Origin of the sequence: Prauserella sp. PE36 (assembly GCF_003311655.1) — a bacterium.
Lineage (GTDB): Bacteria > Actinomycetota > Actinomycetes > Mycobacteriales > Pseudonocardiaceae > Prauserella_A > Prauserella_A endophytica.
On record NZ_QEQT01000087.1, the window covers coordinates 59543 to 80518 of the forward strand.

Here is a 20976-nt window from a genome sequence, read left to right on the forward strand (position 1 = left end):
GCCGGTTAGCGTGCCATGGACTCGAGGAACTCCTGTGTTTCCGGGTCGGTGGAGTACACGCACACGCCTTGCATCCCTCGAGTGAGCAACACCTTGTAGGTGTTGCGGATCAGCGCGGCGAACTGCCGGTCGTCGGCGCGCTTCACCTGTGGGTCGCGCGATTCAGACTTGACGGCGACCCAGCGGTCCGTTCGCCATACGAAGTCGGGGCCGAAGATCACGCCCGCCCAGTCGTACTCGAAGCCCTGTGCCGTGTACACGCAACCGACCTGTCCGAAGCCGCGTTCGTCGGAGGCCCAGTAGTGCGATTCCGGTGCGTCCGGAACGCGCTGTTGCGGCTTGGCGTTCCACGGGCGCGCCCAGTCACCGATGCGCACGTCCAGGACCAGTTGCCTGCCGTCCCCGGTCCGCACCGGGTCGCTCCACGGCCAGCAGTACCCGGCCGCCAGTCGGGCCGTGCCGCTGCGCTCCGCGCGCTGGTGCAGCAGCCACGACTCCAGCGCCGCCGGGTTGACAGCGCTGTTGACCCGGAAATCGTCGTCCAGGCCGGCCGCGATCTCGCTCCACGACACCGGCGGCTGCTCGGCGATACCGAGAAGCCGTGCGACCCACTCGTCGTAGGCGGCCGAGCCGCCACAGCGGAACTGTCCGGAGAGGTGGACCACCTCGACCTCGCAGCCCACGGCACGGGCGGCTGCGGCGATCTCTTCTTCGGAGCCCAGCTCACCGGGTCGCACCGTCTGATGCTCATCGAGGAGGAACACCGGCGTCCACGCCACCTCGATCAGCTCGTCGACCTGGGGTCGCGCGCGTTCCCGGAGCTCACGTTTCGTGTACCGGTTCACACTCTGCTCGCGGATTCGGTGCGCCTCGTCGCAAACGATCACGTCGAGGGCACGCGGTTCGGCGTCGATGTAGTTGTGGAAGAACTTGAACAGCGCTTGCACCCTGCTGTTCCGACTGCCCGCGATCTTGCGCAGCGTGCGCGTGAACGAGCCTGAGCCCGTCGCATGGTGGACCTTCAGCCCGCGACGGGCGAGGTCTCCAAGAAGGCTCAGCGCGATGACGCTTTTGCCGGAGCCGGGGCCGCCGAGCACGATCACGACGGTGCGGGTGTTGGCCCGGCGTGCCCTTTCCACGGCGTTGAGCACCGTACGGTAAGCGACCTGTTGTTCATCGAGCAACACGAACTGCTCGCGTTCGCGGATCTCCTTCGCCGCCAGGTCCAGCAGCGGCTTGGCCGGCGCGTGCCGGAAGTTCAGGAACATCTCGGCCGCGTCGCGAGCGGCGTCGCGCTCGCCGTCGGGATCGAGCAGACCGCGCAGGTGTTCGACGAACGCTGCTCTGTCGTCGAGTGTGAAAAGCCGGCCGAACGGAGTTGGCTCGTACTGCAGCAGTGTCGCGATGCCGGAGTTGCGCGCGTTGTGCAGGTACGCCACACCGTGCACGGCGTTCGGTCGATCGGCCAGGGCCGGTGTCTCGTCCACCAGGTACTCGCAATAGCGCCGCACCTGTTCGACCGGGTGTAACACCGGCTGACCGTAGCCCACGAGGTGCACCAGTTCCGCGGTTTCCAGTTCCGCCCGCGACCACTGTTTCAGTTCGACGAGCACGTAGGTCGCCTCGCCGGTGCGGGGATGGCTGCCGCACAGCACCGCGTCGACCCGCTTCGGGCTATGTGGAAGTTTGTGCTCGAGCAGAACCTCCACATGACCGAGGTCGGCGTCGGCGAGATCGTTGAGGAGGATCGGGAGGCTTCGTGCCCACGAGGTCACCTCACCGTGCCCCACCCGGTGCTCCAACTGGAACCTGGCCTGTTCGTGCAGGCGCTGGTGTAGTTGTCCCGCCTGTGCCTCGACGAGCAGGTCGGAAACCTTCCCCCGGATGAGCGCCACTTAAGTCTTCCCCCAACAGGCACGCAGGTATCCACGTGCGGATTGGGGGCAGCGACGAAGTGTTGCTTCGGTGCCCGTCGGACCGCGAGGACCAGATTAATGGATCAAGCCGGCGCGCTCTGGGCCGTGGCGACCGCGTGTCGAGAGAAGGGCGAACCGCCTAGCGCAGATCCGCGACCCCGCCGTAGTCGGCGGTGCGGACCTCGCCCGTGGTCTCGTACTCGAGCAGCAGCAGGCCCTCCGGTGTGGCTTCGTGCCGGATGAGGCGGAAGCCCGTCGCCGACGTGGGGTGGTTCAGCAGTCGGCGCCCCGTTCCGAGCACGACCGGCGCCACCGCGAGGCGCAGGGTGTCGACGAGGCCCGCGGAGAGCAGCGCGTTGCCGAGCCGGGCGCTGCCGTGGATCTGCAGCTCGCCGCCCGGAGTGTCCTTCAGCTCGCGGACGGCTTTCGCGGCGTCGCCGCGAAGGACGGTGGTCGGCCGCCAGTGCCCCGCCGTGAGAGTGTTCGTCACGACGTACTTCGGCAGCGAGTTCATCCGTTTCGTGTACGGGTCCGCGGGATCGGTGATGCGGGGCCAGTCGCGCGCGAACGCCTCGTACGTGCGGCGGCCGAGCAGCAGCCCGTCGGCGAGGTCGAGCCATTCGGACGTGCGTTCCACGAACGCCTTGTCCAGGTACGGCACGAGCCAGCCGCCGCTGCCGAACCCGTCGCTCGGGTCCTCGGCGGCTGAGCCAGGGCCCTGGCTCACCCCGTCCAGGGTGACGAACTCCGTCAGTGCGATCTTCACGGCGCACGCTCCACGAACCGGGCGAGCTGGTCGGCGACGGTGCCCCAGCCGTCGGCGAAGCCCAGTTCGGCGTGGCGGTCCCTGGCGGCAGGGTCGCCGTGGCGCACGACGATCCGGTAGTCGGTGCCGTCGGCGTGGTCGCGCAGCGTGATCTCGGCGGTCATCGCGACGGGCTCGGGGTTCGCAGGCCGCCACGCGGAGTCCACGCTGTTGGTGAACACGATGCGTTCGAACTCGTCCACCAGCAGGAAGCACGCGTCGACGTGCGGGACGAACATGTCGCCGTCGTCGCTGATCCGGGTCACGAACGCGCCGCCGGGGCGGACCTCCAGCCGGTCGACCCGGCACAGGGTCGGGGCGGGCACCCACCACTGCGCGAGACTGCCGGGATCGGTCCACGCTGCCCAGACCACCTTGCGGGGTGCGCGGATGACCCGTTCGATGCTGAGGTCGAGCTCGGGGTTCATGACGTCCTCTTCTCCATGGAATGCGTCGAATCGGTGACGAACTGCTCCAGCCGGTCGGTGCGCTCCTCCCAGAGGCGCCGCTGCCGCGCCAGCCAGTCCTCGACGACCGTGAACCGCTCCCGGTTGAGCGTGCAGGTGCGCACGCGACCGGACTTCGCCGTGTGGATCAGCCCGTTCGTCTCCAGAACCCGCACGTGCTTCATGAACGAGGGGAGCGTCATCGTCGCCTCACGCGCCAGTTCGCCGACGCTCGCCGGACCGTGCCCGAGCCGGTGGATCACGGCCCGTCTGGTCGGGTCGGCGAGTGCGAGGAAAAGGCCGTCGAGGTCGGCCAAACACTGTGCCACGAGGCTAAGTATCCGCGCGCACAACACTTAGCGCAAGAGCTAAGTATCAGGCCAAGCCCCGCCACCTGCCCCCAAGGCCACCTTTGCTGCGCTCAACGCAACAAAGGTGGCCTTGGGGGCCGGTGGCGCTACTCCGGATGGGCGAGCTTGGTCAGCATCGCGCGGAGGGCGCCCTGCTCGTCGGGGGGCAGGTCGGCGAGCAGCTCGATCTCCATCTTCCGGATGTCGGCCTTCGCGGCGGCGTGGCGGGCTTCGCCTTCCGGGGTCAGCCGGACGGTCTGTGCGCGACGGTCGGCCGGATCCCGTTCGCGGACGATCAGCCCGTCGTGCTCGAGCTCGTCGAGGAGCGCGATCAGCCGGGTCTTGTCGTAGCCGATCGCCTTGGCCAGCGCGAGCTGGGAGGTCGCGGGTTGCTCGGCGAGGCTCGTCAGCGTGGCGTAGGCCCACATGGAGAGTCCGTGTGCGCGCAGCAGCGGGTGCTCCGCGTCCATCAGCCGTCGCATGATGCGCGCGAGCAGCGCGCCGAGGTCCTCGTCTTCCACAACGGGGATCGTAGAGTGACAAATTGATACGCAGATGCGTACGATACGCGCATGCATACTATTTCATCCCGTGCCGAGACCGCGACCGTCTCCATCAAGGCACCGACGAAAACCGTCCTCGACCTCGTCGCCGACCCGCAACAGCTGCCTCGCTGGGCTCCCGGCGTCGCGAAGGCCGTCCGCCCCGAGGGCGACGAATGGGTGCTCGTCAACGGCGACACCGAGTTCCGGATCACCGTCCGCGTGTCGCGGGAGCACGGCACCGTGGACCTGCTTTCCGCGCAGGACCCCCGGCAGGGCGTGTTCACCCGGGTGCTGCCCAACGGTGAGGGCTCCGAGTACCAGTTCACGATGCTCTTCCCCGCCGACGCGCCGGACACGGCGGTCGCCGAGCAGATGTCGACCGTCCGCGAGGAGCTGCGGACAGTGCGCAAACTGTGCGAGGAGCAGGCGGCGCTCGGCTGACACCGGCCCAGGGCAGGCACCGCCATGCCCAGCGGCCGCATCGCGCACGAGCTGGATCAGCGCCGCCGCGCGGTTTCCACAGTGAACACGGACTCGCGCGGGTGGCTCAGTTGCCCGCCGCCTGACGGAGGCTAACCGCCCCGGCCCACACGGTTGGTGACCGCGAGCAGCCAGAGCAGGTACGGTGCGCCGACGATCGCGGTGACGACGCCGACGGGGAACTGCACCGAGGCGAACGCGTGCTGGGCGACGAGATCGGACACCGTCATCACCAGCGCGCCCACCAGCGCCGAGGGCACAAGCGCGATACCGGGGCCGCCCGCGAGCCTGCGGGCGATCGGGCCGGACACGAACGCCACGAAGGCGACCGGGCCCACGGCGGCCGTGGCGGCGGCCGCGAGGGCGACCGCGGTGACGATCAGTCCCATCCTGGCCCGTTCGAGCGGCACGCCGAGTGCCTGCGCGGTGTCGTCGCCGAGCTCCAGCGGCAGCAGCCAGCGGCCTGCCAGCAGCGCGAGCGGGACGATCAGCGCGAGACTGAGCCCGAGGATCTGCACGGTCGTCCACGTCTTGGCGTTGAGGCTGCCCGTGAGCCACACCAGCGCCTCGCGCGCGTCGTACACGTCGGCCCTCGTCAGGCAGTAGGACACGATGCTCGTCAGCATGGCGCCCATCGCCACGCCCACCAGCACCAGCCGGTAGCCGGTGACCCCCTTGCGCCAGGTGAGCACGTAGATCGCCGCGGCCGTGGCGAGCGCGCCCGCGAACGCGGCCAGCGACACCGCGAACCCGCGCAGCCCGATCAGCAGCAGGGCCACCACGGCGGCCGCGCTCGCGCCGCCGGTGATGCCGATGATGTCGGGGCTCGCCAGCGGATTGCGAACGAGGGACTGGAAGATCGCGCCGGACAGGCCGAGTGCCGCGCCGGCCAGCACCGCGACCAGCGCCCTGGGCAGCCGCAGTTCCCTGACGATGTAGGACATGCCGTCCCCGTCGCCGCCGAACAGCGCGCGCACGACGTCGGGCAGCGGGATCGTGACGTCGCCGAGCGACACCGACACGCAGAGGGCGAGGAACCCCGCCGCGGCGAGCATGAGCGACACCACCGTGGTGCGCGAACGCTTGCGCCTGCGGGTGCGGGCGACCGTCGGCGGCCGGGCGTCGAGAGACGTGGGCATCTAGAGCTCCGACAGCTTGCGGTAACGGACGAGCATGATCAGAAACGGCGAGCCGACCAGGGACAGCACGATGCCGACCTGCAGCTCGCCCGGTTGGGCCACCACCCGCCCGAGGACGTCGGCGGCCAGCACGAGGACGGGGCCGAGCAGCAGCGAGTACGGCAGGATCCAGCGGTAGTCGGGGCCGGTCACCAGCCGCGCGAGATGCGCCACGAACAGGCCGACGAACCAGATCGGGCCCGCGATCGCCGTCGCCGCGCCGCAGAGCACCACGGTCACGACGGCCGTCGCCCCGCGCGCCAGGCCAACCCGCTGTCCGAGCCCGCTCGCGACGTCATCGCCGAGGGAGAGCGCGTTGAGCGCCCTGCCGAGAAACAACGCGGCGACCACGCCGGCGACGACGAAGGGCGTGAGCGGGGCGACCAGGTCCCAGTCGCGGCCGGCGAGGGAGCCGACGGTCCAGAACCGGTGCTGGTCGAACGTGACCGAGTCGGTGAGCAGGACGGCGGTCGTCAGTGCCACGAGCGCGGCGCTGACCGCGGCGCCGGCGAGCGCGACCTTCACGGGTGTCGCGCCGCCGCGGCCGAGCGAGCCGACCACGTAGACGACGACCGCCACGAACAGCGCTCCGGCGAATGCGAACCACACGTAGCCGAGCGCGGTGGTGACGCCGAACAGCCCGATCGCGCACACCACCGCGAACGCGGCGCCCGCGTTGATCCCGAGCAGGCCGGGGTCCGCGAGCGGGTTGCGGGTGATGCCCTGCATGAGGACGCCCGCGAGGCCGAGTGCCGCGCCCACGAGCAACCCCGCGAGCGTCCGCACCGCCCGGTCCGCGATCACCTGGTGCTCGGCTATCCCCGCGTCGTAGGCGCGCAGCGCGTCGAGCGCGACGGAGAGCTCGATCGGCCGCGCGCCGACGACGACGCCGAGCACGGAGACGAGCAGCACCAGCACGGCGAGCCCGGCGAGGCCCGCCGCGAGGCGGTACGAGGCGGGTGCCCTCCGGCGTTGCCCGGTCGGCACCCGCGTCCGCTCTGTCACGCGCCTGGCTGGCCGGCGGCCTCGCGCAGGTGCGGCCGCAACTGGTCGAGCGCGTACGGGATCGACAGCGGCGTGGGCGTGTTGAGCCCCACCACCGTCGGGTAGTCGAGCACCGCCACCGTGCCCGGCAGCTGGTCGAAGCCGGGGATGTCGGCGAGGTCGCTCTCGTCGCCACCGTTGACGAGGAAGGCCAGCAGGTCGGAGCGCAGCAGGTCGGCCCGTTCGGTGCTCACGTTGAGCCTGGTCTGGCCTGTTCGCGTGCCCTCGTCCCGCACCGGCGGGTACAGCTTCATGCCCAGCTGCTGGAAGAACAGGCTCGAGCCGTCCTTCTCGCTGGCGACGATGTACATCGAGTCGCCCACGATGTACTGCGCGAGCGCGAACGTCTTGCCATCGAGCCCGGGCAGCTCCCGCGCCGTGGCCGACACGGCGTCGTCGACCGAGGTGACGAGTCGCTCGGCCTCGTCCGGCTTGTCGAGGATCTTTCCCGCCGTGCGGACCAGGTCCTGCCATGGCGTCACCTCGTCGGCGCTCGCCGGGCCCGCGATCGTCGGCACGCGCTCCGACAGCAGCCGGTACGTCTCCTCGTTGTTGATCGAGAACGAGCCGACCACCAGGTCGGGGTCCAGCGCCAGGATCTGCTCGACGGGCACGCCGTCGGTCAGGGAGAGCGCCTTGCTGTTCGCGGGCAGCTTCTGCCACGGCACGCCCGACTCCGGCATCAGGTCGTCGACCGTGTAGCCGACGGGCTCGACGCCCATCGCGAGCATCGTGTCGGTCCACTGCACGTCGATGGTGACGATCCGCTCGGGCACCGTGTCGATCGTCGTCGACCCGAACCGGTGCTCGACCGTCGCCGGATTCGCCAGCGCGCGGCCGCTGGCCTCAGTGCCGCCTTCGTCCGAACCGCAGCCCGCGATGGCCGCGACCGCCAGCGCGCCGGCCAGCACGGCGACGGAGCGTGACAGACGTCCTCGAAAGTTCATTAGGGCAGGTTAACCTAACTCGCCCCGTTGGCCGAGGTATCTTGTCCGGTCCGTAACCAGGGGCCGCGCGAGTCGTGCGCTCAGGGCGCCGAGTTGTGCACGTCCGCCGTGAGGGGAACGCACGACTCGCGCGGGTGCGTCAGGCCGAGAGGCCGAGCGTCAGCGAGGCCGCGGCGACCAGCAGGAAGGCGAGGGGGAAGCCGAGCGAGGCCGAGCGGTCACCGGCTCGCAGGTGCGTGAGCACCGCCCCGATGTAGAAGAGCACCAGCCCGGCCGCGGCCAGCAGGCCGATCACCGGCACGCCGAGGAGCCCCAGCAGCAGTCCCACCGCGCCGGCGCCCTTCAGCAGCGCGAGACCGGGCAACCACGACTCCGGCACCCCGACGGCGGCCGAGTTCCGGAGCACGAACCGGGCGCGGGCCAGATCGGCAACCACGATGAAGGCGTTGGCGGCGATGGCGAGCACCGTCACGGCGAGATAGGCGACGAACATGGCGCCTCAGCCGAACAGCTCGTAGGAGCCGAGCACGGTGACGGGGTGCGGCCCCGTCGGCTCCAGCGACCACTCGGGAATCAGCTGCTGGTACGCGCGGCACTCCGGGATGCCGGGCAACGGGTTGTCCACGCCCTCGTCGAGTTCCAGCAGGTTGAGAAAGGTGACGCCGTCGGCCAGCTTGCACGCGGCGAATCGGATACCGTGCGGGCGTGCCCGCCGGAGCGCGGCGACCATCGTGTCCATCGCCTCCTCGACTGCGGGCACGTCCGCCTCGCGGGTGGTGAACCGGACCAGCTGAACCGGCATGGTGTCCTCCTGTGTGTCCCGTTGCGGGGTTGGATCGCGTCATCCCTCTGACGAGAGGCGCACGAGGAAGGGGACACGATGCGCGACTGGGACGCGCTGGCCGAGCTGTTCGAGGGGCGGCGGGACTACCTGTGGGCGGTGGCCTACCGGATCCTGGGTTCGGCCACCGACGCGGAGGACGCCGTCCAGGAGACGTGGCTGCGACTTCAGCGCGCTGACCTCGGCGAGGTCGGCAACCTACCGGGCTGGCTCACCACCGTGGTCACCCGGATCTGCCTCGATCTGCTGCGCTCGCCCCGCAGGCGGCGGGAGACGCCCGCCGATCCAGAGCTGCCGGACCGGCCCGGCGACGCCGCCGACCCCGCCCGCGAGGCCGTGCTGGCCGACTCGGTGAGCAGGGCACTGTTCAGGGTGCTGGAAACCCTCAGCCCCGCGGAGCGCGTGGCGTTGGTGCTGCACGACGTGTTCGCCGTCCCGTTCGCCGAGATCGCGCCGATCCTCGACCGGACACCGCAGGCCACGAAGAGGCTTGCGAGCCGTGCCCGCGCGCGGGTGGCCGGGGGCGCCGGGGAGGAGCCCGTGGCCGACCTCGCCGGACATCGGCGGCTCGTCGACGCCTTCCTTGCCGCGATCCGGGCAGGTGACACCGAGGCGCTGCTCGCGGTGCTGGCGCCCGACGTCGTCCGGCGCGTCGACCCGGCCTTGCTGCGGGACGGCGTGCCTGCCGAGGTCCGGGGATCCGCCACGGTGGTGGCCGAGGCACGCACGATGTCCGCACCAGCGCGGACCGCGCGGCCCGCTTTGGTGGACGGTTCGCCGGGAGCGGTCGTGGTCCGCGACGGGCATGTCCGGCTCGCGCTCACGTTCCGGATCGTGGGCGACCTGATCGCCGAGTTCGCCGTGATCGGCGACCCCTCACGGCTTTCGCGGCTGACGGTCACCGAGGTCGGGTGACCGAGGCTGCCGGCCGCACCCAAGGCCACCTTCGGTGCGTTCAGCGCACCAAAGGTGGCCTTGGGGGACAAGAAGGGGCGGTACTTATTCGGTGGGGGTCAGTGCGACTTCGGCCGTGCCCGTCAGCGGGGGCACGCCCTCGGCGCCGGGGTCGGTGTAGGTCGCGTTGAACACGCCGGCCAGTTCGTCGTGCTCGGGATCGTGGCCGTCCGGCACCGTCGTCACGAAGGACCCGGTGCAGCCGGTCGCCGACGAGATCGGGTGACCGTGATCGTCGTGACCGAGGATGTAGGTCACCTGCACCCGCGAGCAGTCCACGGGCTGATCGTCGGTCACGGCGACCTCGTACTGGACGACGTCGCCGAACTCGAAGGGCTGTCCCTCCACGGGGCTGACGAACGTGACCACGGGCTCCTCGTTGCCGACCACGATGTCGACCTCGGCGGACGCGGAACGGCCGCGGTGCTTGCCCCCGAGGTCGGTCACCTTCAGCGTCGCGGTGTAGACACCGTTCTGCGTGTAGGTGTGCGTGGGGTTGAGCTGCCGGGAGTCGATGTCACCGTCGGAGTCGAAGTCCCACTCGTAGCGCAGTCGGTCCCCGTCCGCGTCCTGGGTGCCCTCGCTGGAGAAGTTCACCGTGAGCGGTGTCTGTCCATTGTCGACGTCGGCTGTCACCACGGGCACCGGTGTGTGGTTGCCGCCAGTTCCGATGTAGTCGATCCGGGCGAGCTGCGCGTCCGGATTCTCCGCGAAGTAGCCCTTGCCGTAGTCGAGCACGTACAGCGCCCCGTCGGGGCCGAACTCCATGTCGATCGGCCCGGACACGGGGATCGACGGCACGACGTCCTCGATGGACGTCAGCTCACCGGCGCGGTCGAGGCGGAAACCCTTGATGTAGTCGCGCGTCCACTCGTAGAACAGCGGCATGCCGTCGTAGTACTTCGGCCACGCGACCGGGGTGCGCCCGTGCTGGTCGCGCGGGTCGTATTCGTACGCGGGCCCGGCCATCGGACCGATGCCGCCGGTCGCGCCGAGCTCGGGGAACTCCTCGGACTCGGCGTAGGTGTACCAGACGTCGGGCTGTTCCACTGGCGGAAGCTCGGTGAGGCCGGTGTTGTGCGGCGAGTTGTTCACGGGCGCCGCGCAGTCGAACGGCTCACCGGACTGTTCCGTGGCGAAGTCGTAGTCGACGTAGGGCATGTCCGGCGCGACGCAGTAGGGCCAGCCGTAGTTGCCTGCCTCCCTCGTCACCAGCCACCGTCCGTGCCCGGAAGGCCCGCGTCCGGGGTCGGCCTCGGCGGCGTCCGGCGAGTAGTCGGCCACGTAGAGGTCGCCCCGACCGTTGACCTCGATCCGGAACGGGTTGCGCAGCCCCATCAGGTAGATCTCGGGCCGCGTCTGGGGAGTTCCGGGCTCGAAGAGGTTGCCGTCGGGGATCGTGTAGGAGCCGTCCTGCTGCACGCGGATCCGCAGCACCTTGCCACGCAGGTCGTTGGTGTTCGCCGACGTCCGCTGGGCGTCGAACGCCGGGTTGCGGTCGGCTCGCTCGTCGATCGGCGTGTACCCGTCGGACTCGAACGGGTTGGTGTCGTCGCCCGTCGACAGGTACAGGTTTCCCTTGCCGTCGAACACGATGTCGCCGCCGACGTGGCAGCAGATGCCCCGGTCCTCCTCGACCTCGAGGATCTGCTGCTCGGTGGAGAGGTCCAGCTCGTTGCCCTTCAGCTGGAAACGGGACAACCGCTGCACGCCCTCGAACGGCTCGAAGTCGGCGGGCGTCCCCGTGAACGGCGCGTCGCCCTCGTTGACGTCCGGGGTGGCCGGGTCGTCGACCGGGGTGTCCATCGGCGGCGCGTAGTACAGGTACACCCACCGGTTGCTCGTGCCGTTGAAGCCGGGGTCGACGGCGACGCTCTGCAGCCCCTCCTCGTCGTGGGTGTAGACGTCCAGCTCCGCCGCCAGGGTGTTCAGGCGCGTGTCCGGGTCGTGCAGCCACAGCTCGCCGGCGCGGGTGGTGTGCAGCACCCGCCCGTCCGGCAGCACCGCGAGGTCGACCGGCTCGCCGGGGGAGTCGTTGAGGGTAACCTTCTGGAAGGCCGAATCGGGCGGCGGCGCGGGTTGTCTCACGGACGCCGGCGAGGCCGCCGACATCGCCGGCGCGACGGCCAGAGCCGTGCCGGCCGCGGCGGCCAGTGCCACCATGCGCGATATTCGCATGGGTACCTACCTCTCGTCACGGAACTCGGTGGGGATGGGGAAGTGGCGCGTGCCGTAGAAGGCGTGACGCGGGGAGCAGCCATCGAGCTCACGTGGGAGAGGAACGAGCGACGGTGCCGGTGACGCTGTCGGATCCGCCCCGATCCTGCTCACGCGGTGACCCCCAACCTTCTTCGGCTCGGTAGTGCTCGAGGCGGGGCCTACGCGAGCGCCCCACACCGGGTGTCTTCGCCGTTTCGAACAGTAAGGGGACTTTTGGTTGTCGTCAACATAAACACGTTCGCACCGTGCTGAAGATCGTTTGCGTTGACCCTAATGAGAGGCGCGTTTCAGCTCAGGCAGCCGCAGTGAAGGCCACCATGCCTGCGTTCAACGCAGGCATGGTGGCCTTCACTGCGGTCGGGCCCTGGGGAGCGTGGTGTGGGCGGTGGTGGTCATGACAGGGTTCAGGCGCCGCGCAGGGCGATCGCGCCGGCCGGGCAGATGTCGGCGGCCTCGCGGACGCCGCCGTGCACCTGCCCCGGCGGTTCCGCGTCGAGCAGCACCACGACGCCGTCGTCCTCGCGCTGGTCGAACACCTCCGGCGCGACCAGCACACAGGAACCCGCGCCGCAGCACCTGTCCTCGTCGACCTCGACCCTCATGTCCTGCGTTCTCCCTTCGGTTGCCGCGTTTCCGTCACGGGGGCGTGCCACAGGCCGACGATCGCGTCGATCAGACCGCTCGCGGCCGCGTGCCACGTGCTCCTGGGGGTGGGGGAGCCCTCTGCCAGCGCACGCTCGCGCTCGGCGACCGTGTGCACCATCAGCTGCCGGACCATGTCGCCGCGTTCCATGCGCACCTCGACCGGCAGCTCGGGGATGCACCGGTTGAGGCCGTCGATCGCCCGGACCAGCGTGGGCGAGGTGAGCGACTCCTCCGACGTGATGTCTCGCAGCGAGGGCTCGGTCATGAGCTGCGCGGAGAACCGCCCGTACCACGTGGGGGTGCCGAGCTCCGCGAGGTGCTCGATGGGCGGCCGCACGAGACAGGTCACCCAGTCCCTGGTCTCGGTGGAGTCGCCCAGCTCGGACACCATCCGCTCGCGGATGCGCTCGGTCTGGTCATGGTGCTTGCGCACGATCGCCCTGACCAGATCGGTCTTGGTGCCGAAGTGGTAGTTGACCGCCGCGTTGTTGCCCTGCCCCGCGGCCTCGCTGATCTGGCGGTTGGACACCGCGAAGACCCCGTGCTCGGCGTACAGCCGTTCCGCGGCGGCGAGGATCGCCTCCCTGGTGGCGCTGACGCGGTCGGCGCGCGCGGTTCCGTTCGGCATCGTCACCACCGCACCGGGACCTCGCGCAGGCCGCCCACCACGAGCCCCTCCACGCGGCGCAGGTCCTTCGCGGGCACGGCCAGCTCCAGCGTCGGCAGTTTGCGCAGCAGCACCTCGAGCACCACCTGCAACTCCGTGCGGGCCAGTGCCTGACCGAGGCACGAGTGCGGCCCGCTGCCGAAGGCGAGGTGCGGGTTGGGTGTGCGGGCGATGTCCAGCTCGTCCGCATCCTCGAACGCCTGCTCGTCGCGGTTGGCGGCGGCCATGCTGCACAGCACGGTGGTGCCGCGCGGCAGCACCGCGTCGCCGATCTCCACATCCTCGTCGAGGTAGCGCACCATGCCGAGCCCGGGGTTGGCGTCGAAGCGCAGCACCTCCTCGACGGCGGTGCGCACCGCCGACGGGTCGGCGAGCAGCCGTTCCCACTGCCGCCGGTCGGCCAGCAGCATGGCGACCATCTTCCCGATCATGTTCGCCGTCGTCTCGTGCCCGGCGATCAGCAGGCCGAGGCCGGTGGCGACGAGCATCTTGTCGGACAGGCGCTCGCCGGTGCTGTCGGTGGCGGTGATGAGCTCGCTGAGCAGGTCGTCGCCCGGCCGCTCCCGTTTGGCGGCGACGTGGCTGGCCAGGTACGCGAAGAACTCGTCCTGCGCCGCGTTGACCTCGTCCTCGGTGTAGCGCGTCAGGTTGAGCAGGGAGTCGGACCAGTGGGCGAACCGGTCGCGGTCGCTGGCGGGCACGCCGAGCATGTCGCAGATGACCCACACCGGCAGCGGGAAACCGACACTCGCCTTCAGGTCCGCGGGCGGGCCCGACTTCACCATGTCGTCGACGAGCCGCTCGGCCATCGCCTCGATGGCGGGCCGCAGGGTCGCCATCCGCTTTGCGGTGAACCACCTGTTGACCATCCGGCGCCACCGCTGGTGGGCCTCGCCGCTCTGCGGGAGTGTCGTCGCCATCTCGTTGTTGAACAGCCCGCCCGACTCGGTGGCTGAGATGCGCGCCGCGTCGGGGGCGTTCAGGAGCCTGCCGAACCGAGGGTCCGCGAGCACCTGCTTCACGTCGTCGTAGCGCGTGAGTAGTGACGCCTCGTCGCCGCTGGGCAACGTCACTCGGGCGACGGGACACCGCTGCCGCAGCCGCTCCCATTCCCCTGGCGGTTCGAGCGCCGCCGGGCCGGTGAAGGGATAGCCCAGCGCCTCCTCGGTTCCGGCATGGCCCACGGTGCATCCTCCTCGAAGTAGCCGTCGAGTACGTGGCCAGTTAACCGAGCCCTGCTAGTCTTCGTCAAGCGCTTGCTTTAAACTTGCAACGCACAAGCATATTTTCCGAAGACGGAGACTTCCCATGACGCATGCCCCTGCCGTGGCGCGGCCGAACGTCGTCGTGGCGGTGCTGGCCCTCTCGGGGATCGTGGTGTCGCTGACGCAGACCATGGTCATCCCACTCGTGCCGAAGCTTCCCGACCTGCTGGGGGCGAGCGCCTCCGACGCGGCGTGGGCCATCACCGCGACGCTGCTCGCTGCCGCTGTCGCGACTCCCACCGTGGGGCGGCTCGGGGACATGTACGGCAAGCGCCGCATGCTGCTGTTCAGCCTCGGGATGCTGGCGGTCGGCTCCGCCGTCGTCGCGCTGTCCGGCAGCCTCGCGCCAGCGGTGGTCGGGCGGGCACTGCAGGGCCTCTCCGCCGGGGTGATCCCGCTGGGGATCAGCATCATGCGCGACGAGCTGCCCGCCGAGCGGGTCGGCTCGGCGATCGCGCTGATGAGCGGGTCGCTGGGTGTCGGTGGCGCGCTGGGCCTTCCCGCCGCGGCGTTCCTCGCCGAGAACGCGGACTGGCACGTGCTGTTCTGGAGCTCGGCCGGGCTCGGGATCGGGGCCGCCGCGCTCGTGCTCGTGCTCGTGCCGGAGTCCTCGGTGCGCACCGGGGGCCGCTTCGACGTGCCCGGTGCGGCCGGGCTTTCCGTGGCGCTGCTGTGCCTGCTGCTGGCGATCTCCAAGGGTGCCGACTGGGGCTGGGGGAGCGGTCTCACCACCGGGCTCTTCGCCGTGGCCGTGGTCGTGCTGCTGCTGTGGGGATGGTGGGAACTGCGCACGACCGAGCCACTGGTCGACCTGCGCACCACGGCCCGCCGTCAGGTCCTGCTCACCAACCTGGCCTCGGTCGCGTTCGGGTTCTCGATGTTCGCGATGTCGCTCGTGCTCCCGCAGCTGCTGCAGCTGCCGGAGGCGACCGGGTACGGCCTCGGTCAGTCGATGGTCGCGGTCGGCCTGGTGATGGCGCCCAATGGACTCGTGATGATGGCGATGGCGCCGGTGTCGGCGCGGATCTCCCGCAACCTCGGCCCCAAGGTGACGCTCATGGCCGGCGCGGCCGTGGTCGCGATCGGCTACGGGCTTGGCATCGTGCTCATGTCGGAGATCTGGGAGCTGGTGTTCGTCTCCTGCGTCATCGGCGCCGGGATCGGGCTCGCCTACGGTGCCATGCCGGCGCTGGTGATGGCGGCCGTGCCGGTGTCGGAGACGGCGGCGGCCAACAGCCTCAACACCCTCATGCGTTCCATCGGCACGTCGGTCTCCAGTGCGGTGGCCGGCGTGGTGCTCGCGCACCTGACCGTCTCGCTCGGCACCGTTTCGGTTCCCGCCGTGAACGGTTTCCGTGTGGTGATGGCGATCGGTGCGGCCGCCGCGCTGGTCGCACTCGCCGTCGCGGCCTTCCTGCCCGGCCGCACACCGGTGCGGGCCGTCGAGGAGGCGGAGCCGGTGGCGGCGGCGCGCTAGCCGCTGCAGGGAAGGTGGCCTTCACTGCGTCCGCCCATTGGCGCGGCACTGCGCGGGCGCCGGGTGGTGGTGCTGGAGGCGGCGGAGCACGCAGCGGCGCCGGCGTTCGGCATCGCCGACGGCCGCAGCCCGGTGTGTCCACACCGGACCCTCCAGGGTCAGTGAAGGTGGTCGTGCAGCCAGTCGGCACTGCCGCCGTTCAGCACCTCGGGCCAGTCGGCGGGCCGCTGGTCGCCGTAGGCCCGCACGCGCAGCGCGTCGCCGAGGGCGTCGGCGTACTCGCGCACGTCGACGTAGTACATATAGGACATCAGGCGGTCGGCGAACCGCCAGCCCTCCGGCGTCCTGCGGTAGCGGTCCCGGTAGCGCAGCGCGACGACCATGGGCTTGCCGTCGCGAACCACCTCGGCGTGCGAGGCCAGCAGCCCGTGCGCGGAATCGGGGTCGCCGTCGTCGAAGCGGATCACGTGGCCGTGCGTGAAGTGGTTGGTGGCGCCCAGCGCGGCGAACCGGCCCTGGTACACGCGCACGATCTCGTCGATCCCGCTGGCGGCGAACACCCCGTCCGCCGAGCGCAACGTCGCGTCCTCGCAGAAGATCCGGCGGATCCCGCGAACGTCCCGCTCGTCCATGACGTAGCCGTACAGCACGGCGAGGTCGGTGATCTCGGTACGATCCTCGATCCTGGTGAGCCGTTGTTCGAGCGTCAGGGCGGTGGTCACGCGGTTCCTCCTTGGACACGATTGACGGGCGCAATCTATTGCTATGGTAATCATTAATAGCATCGGATAAAGCGGTCCGCCGGACGCGGCCGCACCTGCGCGACGTCTACGCCGCCTTCCACGCCGTCGAGCGGTGCGCGGTGCCCGTGATCGCGGCCGTGAACGGGCTCGCCTACGGCGGCGGCACAGAGCTGGCGCTAGCCTGCGACATCGTGCTGGCGGGGCGCTCGGCCCGGTTCGCGTTCAAGGAGCCGACCGTGGGGCTGATGCCCGGCTACGGCATCGTCCGCGGTCCTGACGTCGTCGGCAGGCACTGGACGCGCTACCTCGCGCTCACCGGCCGCGACATCGGCGCCGAGCGCGCGGAGCGGGCGGGCCTGGTCCAGGAGGTGCATCCCGACGAGTCGCTGGTCGACGCCGCCGTCGCGCTGGCCGCCGAGATCGCCGCGCACCCCGCGCTCGCCGTGCAGGTCGGCAAGGCATTCGTCAACCGCGACACCGGCGGCGGATTCACCGAGTCGGTGGACACCACGGCACTGCTGTTCGACACCGACGAGCACCGCGAGGCCGTCCGCGCCTTCCGGGCCGCCCGCGGCAGGTGACGCGAACCACCACTTCGTCGTACCATGGCGCTTCCCGACCACACGGTCAGTAATTGGGCCGGGAAGGAGGCCGACGTGGGCGCGCTCCCCGACGCACCGACGAGCCTGACGGACTGGCGGGAGGCGCTCGCGCGGGCGTTCGTGCCGCTGGACGTGTCCCCGCTGGGTGAGGCCGCGGCGTTCCGAGGGCGGCTGCACGCCGGGCCGATGGCCGACCTGCAGGTTTCCGTCGTCTCCTCGTCAGGGCAGGTCGTCCGGCGGACGCCGGGCCTGGTCCGGCGCAGTGCCGCCGACCTGTACAAGGTTGGCCTGCAGCTGCGCGGCCGCGGCCGTGTGGAGCAGGACGGCAGGGCCGCGCGGCTCGAACCCGGCGACCTGGCCGTCTACGACACCACGCGCCCCTACGAGCTCGTGTTCGAGCACGACTTCGAGATGCTGGTCCTCGTGGTGCCCCGGCACCGGCTCGCCACCCGCGCGCCCGCGCTGGCCGACGCGACCGCGGTGACCATCCCGGGCGCGAGCGGCACGGGCGCGCTGACCTCGTCGCTGCTGCGCGGCCTAGACCCGAGGATCCTGCGCCCCGGCCCCGAGGCCGCCCACCTGAGCGACGCGGCCGTCGACCTGCTCGCCGCCTGCCTCACCGGCCGCGCGGGCACCCGCCCGGAACCCGCGGCCGACACCGTTGTCACGGCGGCCCAACGCTACATCGACGACCACCTCCGCGAACCCGACCTGCGGCCCGCCGACGTCGCCGCGGCGGTGCACGTGTCGCTGCGGCACCTCCAGAAGCTGTTCGAACGGCGCGGAACCACGATCACCGGTTGGATCCGGGAGCGCAGGCTCGACCGTTGCTGGCACGACCTCGCCGACCCCCGGCTCGCGCACCGCCCGGTCGCCGCCGTCGCCGCGTCCTGGGGGCTGGTCGACGCCCCGCAGTTCAGCCGCGTCTTCCGCGCCCGCTACGGCCGTACGCCACGGGAGCACCGAGCCGAGCTGACCGCCGCCGCGAGCTGACGGATGCAGTGAAGGCCACCTTCACTGCGTTCAACGCAATGAAGGTGGCCTTCACTGCGTTGGGCGCTGACCGGAGACGCCGCATCCGCACAAGAGCTGTGCGCGCACGCACAAGACGTGTGGTCACCGCCGCGCGCATGCTCGGCACCGGCGTCCCGTCCGGGCCGCGGTCAGCGCAGATCGGCAAGGAGAACCCGTGACCAGCACCGACACCCTTCCCCACCGGTTGTTCGTGGCAGGCGAGTGGCGAGACGGGGGCGGCGGCACGTTCGCCGACCTCAACCCGGCCACCGAGGAGAAGCTCACCGACGTCGCCGCCGCGTCGGCGGAGGATGTCGACGCCGCGGTCGCCGCCGCCCGCGCCCAGCTCTCCGGCGATTGGGCCGCGCTGCCCGGCTCGCAGCGGGGGAAGATCCTGAACCGCGTCGCCGAGCTCATCGAGCGCGACGCCGACACGCTGGCCCGCCTGGAGGCCATGGACGTCGGCAAGCCGCTCGCGCAGCCGTCCATGCTGGACATCCCCAACGCGGCGCGCACGTTCCGGCACTTCGCCGGGTGGGCCGACAAGATCACCGGGCAGGTCGTGCCCACCGATGGCTACCTGGGCAGGCCCACGCACTCCTACACCCGCCGCGAGCCGGTGGGCGTCATCGGCGCGATCATCCCGTGGAACACGCCGCTGATGATCGCCGCGTGGAAGCTCGCGCCCGCACTGGCGGCGGGCAACACCGTGGTCGTGAAGCCGCCGGAGGACGCGCCGCTGTCGATCCTGCACCTGGCGGCACTGCTGCAGGAGGCCGGCCTTCCCGACGGCGTGGTGAGCGTGCTGCCCGGCCTCGGCCCGGTGGCGGGCCAGGCGCTGGTGGACCACCCGGGCGTCGACAAGATCAGCTTCACCGGCAGCCCCGAGGTGGGCCGCCAGATCGCGATGGCGGCCGCGTCGTCGTTCAAGCGGATCACGCTCGAGCTGGGCGGCAAGTCGCCGCAGATCATCCTGCCCGACGCCGAGCTCGAGGCCGCCGTCGCCGGCACCGCGATGGGCCTGTTCTTCAACCAGGGCGAGGTCTGCGCGGCGGGCACGCGCGTACTGGTCCACCGCTCGCGCTACGCCGAGGTGGTGGAGGCGCTCGCGGCCGCCGCGGCGCAGCAGGTGCTCGGCGACCCGCTCGACCCGGCCACCACGATGGGCGCGCTGGTGAACAAGAAGCAGCAGGAGCGCGTGCTCGGCTACATCGAGAAGGGCCGCTCGGAGGGAGCCCGGATCGTCGCGGGCGGCAGCCGTCCCGACGGGGCCGGGTTCTTCGTGCAGCCCACCATCTTCGCCGACGTGGACAACGACATGACGATCGCGCGCGAGGAGATCTTCGGCCCGGTCGGTTCCGTGATCCCCTTCGACGAGCCCGAGGAGGCGATCCGGATCGCCAACGACACCAGCTACGGGCTCGCCGCGACGCTGTGGACCAGGGACGTCGCCGCCGCGCACACGCTCGCCGCGCAGGTGCGTGCCGGTGCGGTCGGCGTCAACGGCTGGGCGCCGATCGACGCCGCCCTTCCGTGGGGCGGCATGAAGACCAGCGGCATCGGCCGCGAGCTCGGCTGGAGCGGCATCCTCGCCAACACCGAGGAGAAGGTCGTCACGGTCGTCCTCTGAGGACACTACGGACCCATTCAGCTCAAGGAGGAGCGAACATGCCCATCACCACCCGTGTCGCACTCGTGCGCGGCGCGCCCGGCACCTACGAGACCGCCACCGTGGAGCTCGACGACCCGCGCCAGGGCGAGGTGACCGTCAAGCTCGCCGCCTCGGGGCTGTGCCACTCGGACGACCACGTCGCCACCGGCGACGTGCCCGTGGCCGTCTACCCGTATGTGGGCGGCCACGAGGGCGCCGGCGTGATCACCGCCGTCGGCCCGGACACGCCCGGCTACGAGGTCGGCGACCACGTGGTGTTCTCGTTCCTGCCGGCGTGCGGCAAGTGCGAGTTCTGCGCGCAGGGCCTGTCGAACCTGTGCGACCTCGGCGCGTCCCTGCTCACCGGCGCCCGCGCCGACGACCCCACGAGCTTCCGGATGACCGAGAACGGCAACCCGGTGGGGCAGCAGTGCGGCATCTCGACCTTCGCGGAGTACACGACCGCGTCGGTCGACTCCGTGGTCAAGATCGGCAAGGACATCCCGCTCAAGGCGGCGGCGCTGGTCGGCTGTGGCGTGCCGACCGGCTGGGGCTCGGCGGTCAACTCGGCCAACATCCGGCCGGGCGCCACCGTGATCGTCATGGGCATCGGCGGCATCGGAGCCAACGCGCTGCAGGGAGCCGCGCACGCGGGAGCTACGACCGTCATCGCGGTGGACCCTGTGCCGTTCAAGCGGGAACAGGCCAAGCTCTTCGGCGCCACGCACGCCTACGCGACGATCGAGGAGGCCGCCGACTTCGCCCGCTCGCTCACCAACGGACAGGGCGCCGACGCCACGATCGTCACGATCGGCGTGGTCAAAGGAGAGCACGTCGGTGAGGCGCTGGCGTCGATCCGCAAGGCGGGCACCGTCGTCCTCACCGGACTCGGCGACATCACCGCGGCCGGCGCGCCCATCGCGCTCGGCGACCTGACCCTGATGCAGAAGCGGTTGCAGGGCTCGCTGTTCGGCGAGTCCAACCCTCGGCACGACATCCCGAACCTGCTGCGCATGTACCAGGCCGGCCAGCTGAAGCTCGACGAGCTGGTGACCCGGGAGTACACGTTGGACCAGGTGGCCGAGGCGTACGAGGACATGCACGCGGGCCGCAACATCCGCGGCGTGATCGTCTTCGACTAGGCGACCGCAGTGAAGGCCACCTTCCCTGCGTTCAACGCAGGGAA

22 protein-coding genes are annotated in these 20976 nt (G+C 70.7%); 7 read left to right on the top strand and 15 right to left on the bottom strand.

Features of this window, described 5'->3' with window-relative positions; translation table 11 throughout:
• Positions 1-5: 5 nt before the first annotated feature.
• The 5 genes from DI005_RS25645 to DI005_RS25665 all read right to left on the bottom strand — a co-directional run bounded on the left by DI005_RS25645 (position 6) and on the right by DI005_RS25665 (position 4038).
• Entirely contained in the window at positions 6-1895 is a 1890-nt protein-coding gene (locus DI005_RS25645; protein ID WP_113643884.1) for a DUF2075 domain-containing protein, read from the bottom strand.
• A 160-nt stretch (positions 1896-2055) separates the two neighbouring features.
• Positions 2056-2682, bottom strand: coding sequence for a dihydrofolate reductase family protein (locus DI005_RS25650; protein WP_113643885.1), 627 nt, complete (start codon positions 2680-2682; stop codon positions 2056-2058).
• The gene (locus tag DI005_RS25655; RefSeq protein ID WP_113643886.1) at positions 2679-3149 is read right to left on the bottom strand and encodes an SRPBCC domain-containing protein; all 471 of its coding nucleotides are present in this window, start codon (positions 3147-3149) and stop codon (positions 2679-2681) included. Before DI005_RS25655 ends, DI005_RS25650 begins: the two co-directional genes overlap by 4 nt.
• Positions 3146-3496 (bottom strand): helix-turn-helix transcriptional regulator, encoded by a 351-nt coding sequence (locus tag DI005_RS25660; protein ID WP_112267411.1) that lies wholly within the window; start codon positions 3494-3496, stop codon positions 3146-3148. The genes DI005_RS25655 and DI005_RS25660 overlap by 4 nt, the downstream gene beginning before the upstream one ends.
• Before the next feature lie 128 nt (positions 3497-3624).
• Positions 3625-4038 carry a MarR family winged helix-turn-helix transcriptional regulator gene (locus tag DI005_RS25665; RefSeq protein WP_228713958.1) on the bottom strand — a complete coding sequence of 138 codons (414 nt, stop codon included), beginning with the start codon at positions 4036-4038 and terminating at the stop codon, positions 3625-3627.
• Between the two features lie 51 nt (positions 4039-4089).
• Between DI005_RS25665 and DI005_RS25670 the strand changes: the two genes are divergently transcribed.
• Positions 4090-4503, top strand: coding sequence for an SRPBCC family protein (locus tag DI005_RS25670; protein ID WP_112267407.1), 414 nt, complete (start codon positions 4090-4092; stop codon positions 4501-4503).
• A gap of 131 nt (positions 4504-4634) precedes the next feature.
• Here DI005_RS25670 and DI005_RS25675 read toward each other — a convergent pair whose 3' ends face one another.
• The 5 genes from DI005_RS25675 to DI005_RS25695 form a co-directional block, all read right to left on the bottom strand.
• Positions 4635-5681, bottom strand: a complete 1047-nt coding sequence (locus DI005_RS25675; protein ID WP_112267405.1) for an iron chelate uptake ABC transporter family permease subunit — start codon at positions 5679-5681, stop codon at positions 4635-4637.
• Entirely contained in the window at positions 5682-6725 is a 1044-nt protein-coding gene (locus DI005_RS25680) for an iron ABC transporter permease (RefSeq protein WP_113643887.1), read from the bottom strand.
• Entirely contained in the window at positions 6722-7711 is a 990-nt protein-coding gene (locus DI005_RS25685; protein WP_113643888.1) for an ABC transporter substrate-binding protein, read from the bottom strand. The genes DI005_RS25680 and DI005_RS25685 overlap by 4 nt, the downstream gene beginning before the upstream one ends.
• Positions 7712-7850: 139 nt before the next feature.
• Positions 7851-8204 carry a DoxX family protein gene (locus tag DI005_RS25690; protein WP_112267399.1) on the bottom strand — a complete coding sequence of 118 codons (354 nt, stop codon included), beginning with the start codon at positions 8202-8204 and terminating at the stop codon, positions 7851-7853.
• A 6-nt stretch (positions 8205-8210) separates the two neighbouring features.
• Positions 8211-8513 (bottom strand): hypothetical protein, encoded by a 303-nt coding sequence (locus tag DI005_RS25695; RefSeq protein WP_112267397.1) that lies wholly within the window; start codon positions 8511-8513, stop codon positions 8211-8213.
• A 78-nt stretch (positions 8514-8591) separates the two neighbouring features.
• On the opposite strand from DI005_RS25695, the gene DI005_RS25700 reads away from it, so the two are divergent.
• A complete protein-coding gene (locus tag DI005_RS25700; RefSeq protein WP_112267396.1) occupies positions 8592-9467 on the top strand; it encodes a sigma-70 family RNA polymerase sigma factor in 876 nt (291 codons plus the stop codon).
• Between the two features lie 84 nt (positions 9468-9551).
• Here DI005_RS25700 and DI005_RS25705 read toward each other — a convergent pair whose 3' ends face one another.
• The 4 genes from DI005_RS25705 to DI005_RS25720 all read right to left on the bottom strand — a co-directional run bounded on the left by DI005_RS25705 (position 9552) and on the right by DI005_RS25720 (position 14222).
• Positions 9552-11684, bottom strand: a complete 2133-nt coding sequence (locus DI005_RS25705; protein ID WP_112267394.1) for a PQQ-dependent sugar dehydrogenase — start codon at positions 11682-11684, stop codon at positions 9552-9554.
• Positions 11685-12130: 446 nt separating this feature from the next.
• On the bottom strand, positions 12131-12328 hold the full coding sequence (locus DI005_RS25710; RefSeq protein ID WP_113643889.1) for a ferredoxin: 198 nt from the start codon (positions 12326-12328) through the stop codon (positions 12131-12133).
• Positions 12325-12999 carry a TetR/AcrR family transcriptional regulator gene (locus tag DI005_RS25715; protein WP_112267390.1) on the bottom strand — a complete coding sequence of 225 codons (675 nt, stop codon included), beginning with the start codon at positions 12997-12999 and terminating at the stop codon, positions 12325-12327. Before DI005_RS25715 ends, DI005_RS25710 begins: the two co-directional genes overlap by 4 nt.
• A 2-nt stretch (positions 13000-13001) precedes the next feature.
• Complete coding sequence (locus DI005_RS25720) at positions 13002-14222, bottom strand: cytochrome P450 (RefSeq protein ID WP_113643890.1); 1221 nt, start codon at positions 14220-14222, stop codon at positions 13002-13004.
• Between the two features lie 124 nt (positions 14223-14346).
• On the opposite strand from DI005_RS25720, the gene DI005_RS25725 reads away from it, so the two are divergent.
• Positions 14347-15780: an MFS transporter gene (locus DI005_RS25725; protein WP_113643891.1), complete on the top strand. Its 1434-nt coding sequence runs from the start codon at positions 14347-14349 to the stop codon at positions 15778-15780.
• A 158-nt stretch (positions 15781-15938) separates the two neighbouring features.
• Here DI005_RS25725 and DI005_RS25730 read toward each other — a convergent pair whose 3' ends face one another.
• Entirely contained in the window at positions 15939-16502 is a 564-nt protein-coding gene (locus DI005_RS25730) for a nuclear transport factor 2 family protein (RefSeq protein WP_112267384.1), read from the bottom strand.
• 95 nt (positions 16503-16597) lie between these two features.
• Between DI005_RS25730 and DI005_RS25735 the strand changes: the two genes are divergently transcribed.
• From DI005_RS25735 to DI005_RS25750, 4 genes are all read left to right on the top strand, one after another.
• Positions 16598-17104, top strand: coding sequence for an enoyl-CoA hydratase/isomerase family protein (locus DI005_RS25735; protein WP_255565767.1), 507 nt, complete (start codon positions 16598-16600; stop codon positions 17102-17104).
• Between the two features lie 24 nt (positions 17105-17128).
• Positions 17129-18118, top strand: a complete 990-nt coding sequence (locus DI005_RS25740) for a helix-turn-helix domain-containing protein (RefSeq protein WP_113643894.1) — start codon at positions 17129-17131, stop codon at positions 18116-18118.
• Between the two features lie 196 nt (positions 18119-18314).
• The gene (gene styD / locus DI005_RS25745) at positions 18315-19769 is read left to right on the top strand and encodes a phenylacetaldehyde dehydrogenase StyD (RefSeq protein ID WP_112267378.1); all 1455 of its coding nucleotides are present in this window, start codon (positions 18315-18317) and stop codon (positions 19767-19769) included.
• Positions 19770-19807: 38 nt separating this feature from the next.
• Positions 19808-20932 carry an NDMA-dependent alcohol dehydrogenase gene (locus DI005_RS25750; RefSeq protein ID WP_112267376.1) on the top strand — a complete coding sequence of 375 codons (1125 nt, stop codon included), beginning with the start codon at positions 19808-19810 and terminating at the stop codon, positions 20930-20932.
• The last annotated feature ends 44 nt before the right edge of the window (positions 20933-20976 follow it).

What these genes read in the sequence shown, in the direction of transcription:
- DI005_RS25725 (WP_113643891.1), top strand. Translation starts at nt 14,347, where the DNA reads ATGACGCATGCCCCTGCCGTGGCGCGGCCGAACGTCGTCGTGGCGGTG.
- DI005_RS25700 (WP_112267396.1), top strand. Translation starts at nt 8,592, where the DNA reads ATGCGCGACTGGGACGCGCTGGCCGAGCTGTTCGAGGGGCGGCGGGAC.
- DI005_RS25690 (WP_112267399.1), bottom strand. Translation starts at nt 8,204, where the DNA reads ATGTTCGTCGCCTATCTCGCCGTGACGGTGCTCGCCATCGCCGCCAAC.
- DI005_RS25695 (WP_112267397.1), bottom strand. Translation starts at nt 8,513, where the DNA reads ATGCCGGTTCAGCTGGTCCGGTTCACCACCCGCGAGGCGGACGTGCCC.
- DI005_RS25710 (WP_113643889.1), bottom strand. Translation starts at nt 12,328, where the DNA reads ATGAGGGTCGAGGTCGACGAGGACAGGTGCTGCGGCGCGGGTTCCTGT.
- DI005_RS25685 (WP_113643888.1), bottom strand. Translation starts at nt 7,711, where the DNA reads ATGAACTTTCGAGGACGTCTGTCACGCTCCGTCGCCGTGCTGGCCGGC.
- DI005_RS25740 (WP_113643894.1), top strand. Translation starts at nt 17,129, where the DNA reads ATGGCGCTTCCCGACCACACGGTCAGTAATTGGGCCGGGAAGGAGGCC.
- DI005_RS25675 (WP_112267405.1), bottom strand. Translation starts at nt 5,681, where the DNA reads ATGCCCACGTCTCTCGACGCCCGGCCGCCGACGGTCGCCCGCACCCGC.
- DI005_RS25670 (WP_112267407.1), top strand. Translation starts at nt 4,090, where the DNA reads ATGCATACTATTTCATCCCGTGCCGAGACCGCGACCGTCTCCATCAAG.
- DI005_RS25750 (WP_112267376.1), top strand. Translation starts at nt 19,808, where the DNA reads ATGCCCATCACCACCCGTGTCGCACTCGTGCGCGGCGCGCCCGGCACC.
- DI005_RS25705 (WP_112267394.1), bottom strand. Translation starts at nt 11,684, where the DNA reads ATGCGAATATCGCGCATGGTGGCACTGGCCGCCGCGGCCGGCACGGCT.
- DI005_RS25715 (WP_112267390.1), bottom strand. Translation starts at nt 12,999, where the DNA reads ATGCCGAACGGAACCGCGCGCGCCGACCGCGTCAGCGCCACCAGGGAG.
- DI005_RS25655 (WP_113643886.1), bottom strand. Translation starts at nt 3,149, where the DNA reads ATGAACCCCGAGCTCGACCTCAGCATCGAACGGGTCATCCGCGCACCC.